General features: G+C 74.0%; 2 protein-coding genes and 1 pseudogene. All 3 read right to left on the bottom strand.

The genetic code is table 11. The features are described from left to right. Positions 1-185 (bottom strand): annotated as a pseudogene (locus AC13HU_RS36540) (adenosylcobinamide-GDP ribazoletransferase); the annotation flags it as partial. An 88-nt stretch (positions 186-273) separates the two neighbouring features. Continuing rightward, positions 274-855 (bottom strand): 3'-5' exonuclease, encoded by a 582-nt coding sequence (locus AC13HU_RS36535; RefSeq protein ID WP_483046302.1) that lies wholly within the window; start codon positions 853-855, stop codon positions 274-276. Between the two features lie 125 nt (positions 856-980). Further along, positions 981-1,625 (bottom strand): DUF1707 SHOCT-like domain-containing protein, encoded by a 645-nt coding sequence (locus AC13HU_RS36530; RefSeq protein ID WP_483046301.1) that lies wholly within the window; start codon positions 1,623-1,625, stop codon positions 981-983. Positions 1,626-1,847: the final 222 nt, after the last annotated feature.

Here is a 1,847-nt window from a genome sequence, read left to right as displayed (position 1 = left end):
GCCAGCAGCATGCTCGCCCCGGCCGCGTGCAGTCCCGCGCCGACTCCGCCAGCGACCGCCCCCACCACCACGCCCACCAGCGGCGCCGCCGCCATCCCGCCGCGCGCGGCCCCCCGGTCCCAGCGCGTCACCCGCACCGGCAGCACCGTCAACGTGCCGAACGCGAACCGCAGCGCGTCCCCCATCCGCGCCCTGGTCTCTTCCCGCGGCCCCGCCGCTGCCTCGTCCACCGCGCGAGGCTACCGCTATCGCTCGCCGTGACCTGCGCGGACCTCAGTCGGACGCGGCCGGCCAGGCCCCGCGGCCGACCAGGCCCAACACGAGCGCGGCGATGTTCCACGCGTCGTCCTCGCCGCTGTGGTGGCGCCCTTCGAGCGGGAGCCCGGCGATCTGGAGGGCGCCGCTCATGCCGGGCTTCCGGCGCAGCCCGTGGGCCGTCGTGAACACGGCCTTGGCGTTGGTGTGGGTGCGTTCTGTGGGGTAGCCGAAGGGGTACGCCACCCCGTCGGCCTGGCTCTGCCGGGCGAACTGCCTGCGGTCGTACTCGCCCCAACTCGCCCACGGGCGTTGCCCGGCCGCGTACTTTGCGACGAGCAGCCGGCACGCCTCCGCGAACGTGACGCCGCGCGCCACCTCGGCCTGCGTCAGCCCGGTCAGTTCGGTGCAGAACCCGCTCACCGCGGACCGGTGCGGCCGGACCAGGATGCGGTGCCGCGACACGCGGCGCCGCTCCCGCACGTCCACCACGGTGAGGCCGATCTCGATGATCTCGCTCACCGCACCGGGCGGCGGCTGCCCTTCCCAGCAGGTGGCTTCCACGTCGATCACGTTCAGCAGGGCGGGTTCGGGTCCCATGCGGTGAGCGTAGGGCGCCCCACCCGGCACGGCACCCGGTTTTCCGTACGGTCCCCGGCGCCTCGACGGGCCCTGGGCGTAACGGCGTTCGCGTAGGGAGAAGGCGAGGGCGGGCCGCGCCGTGGCTACTTGCCGCCGCCGCCCAGCATCCGGCGCAGGCGACCCGGCCGGCGGGGGGCGCGCGGGGGCTGGATCACCACGTTGCCGCCGATCAACTCGCCGGTGATGACGATCTGGTGGGTGACCGGGATGCCCTGCGGGCGGTCCTTCGCGTGGCGGTGGTGCACCGAGCCGCCGCGGATGTCGACCTCGTCGGCGTCCACGGCGTAGCCGTCCGGCACGATCAGCCGAAGGTTGCCGCCGCGCATCTCGATGTCCACGTGGGTGACCCGCTCGCTCACCGCCGCGCTGGAGAAGTCGAGCAGCACATTGCCACCACGCACCTCCGCTTCCAGGCGGCGCGGCACCACCCACGCGCCCTCGTACCGCAGGTTCCCGCCGGCCCGCCGCACCTGCACGAGGTCCTTCGTCCGTACCGGCTCCGCCGACATCACCGGTGTCTGTCCGGGCAGGTCCGCCAGCAACGGCGCGAGGTCCCCGCACGTCCGTGCGGCGAAGCAGCTCTCCAGCCGCTCCTCCAGCTCCTCCAGGCTCAACCGGCCGTCGCCCGCGGCGACCCGCAGCACCTCCGCAACCAGCTCCCGGTCCTCATGCGAGACCCGCTGGTCCAGCTCTTCCCCATCCGCCCACGGCACCGGCTCCTGACTCATGCCCGGCACCCTACGACAGCCCACCCCCGCAACGCACCGCGGCCGCCCCCGACTTACGAGGGCGGCCACGCGCGAATCCGCACTCAGCGGGCGGCTTCGTCGCCCTCGGTGAGGATCTGCTCGGCGGTTTCCGCGTGCAGGGCGCGCCGGAACCATGTGTGGAGGAGGTCCGGGTCGGTGCATTCGGTGATACGCGCGCGGAGGTCGTCGGTGAGCGCGATG

Source organism: Streptomyces sp. NH27 (assembly GCF_056859195.1).
The sequence above is the reverse complement of the archived record's forward strand: the minus strand, read 5'-3'. Positions and strand labels throughout refer to the sequence as shown.

Coding starts and splice junctions, on each gene's coding strand:
- AC13HU_RS36535 (WP_483046302.1), bottom strand. CDS start 855: ATGGGACCCGAACCCGCCCTGCTGAACGTGATCGACGTGGAAGCCACC.
- AC13HU_RS36530 (WP_483046301.1), bottom strand. CDS start 1,625: ATGAGTCAGGAGCCGGTGCCGTGGGCGGATGGGGAAGAGCTGGACCAG.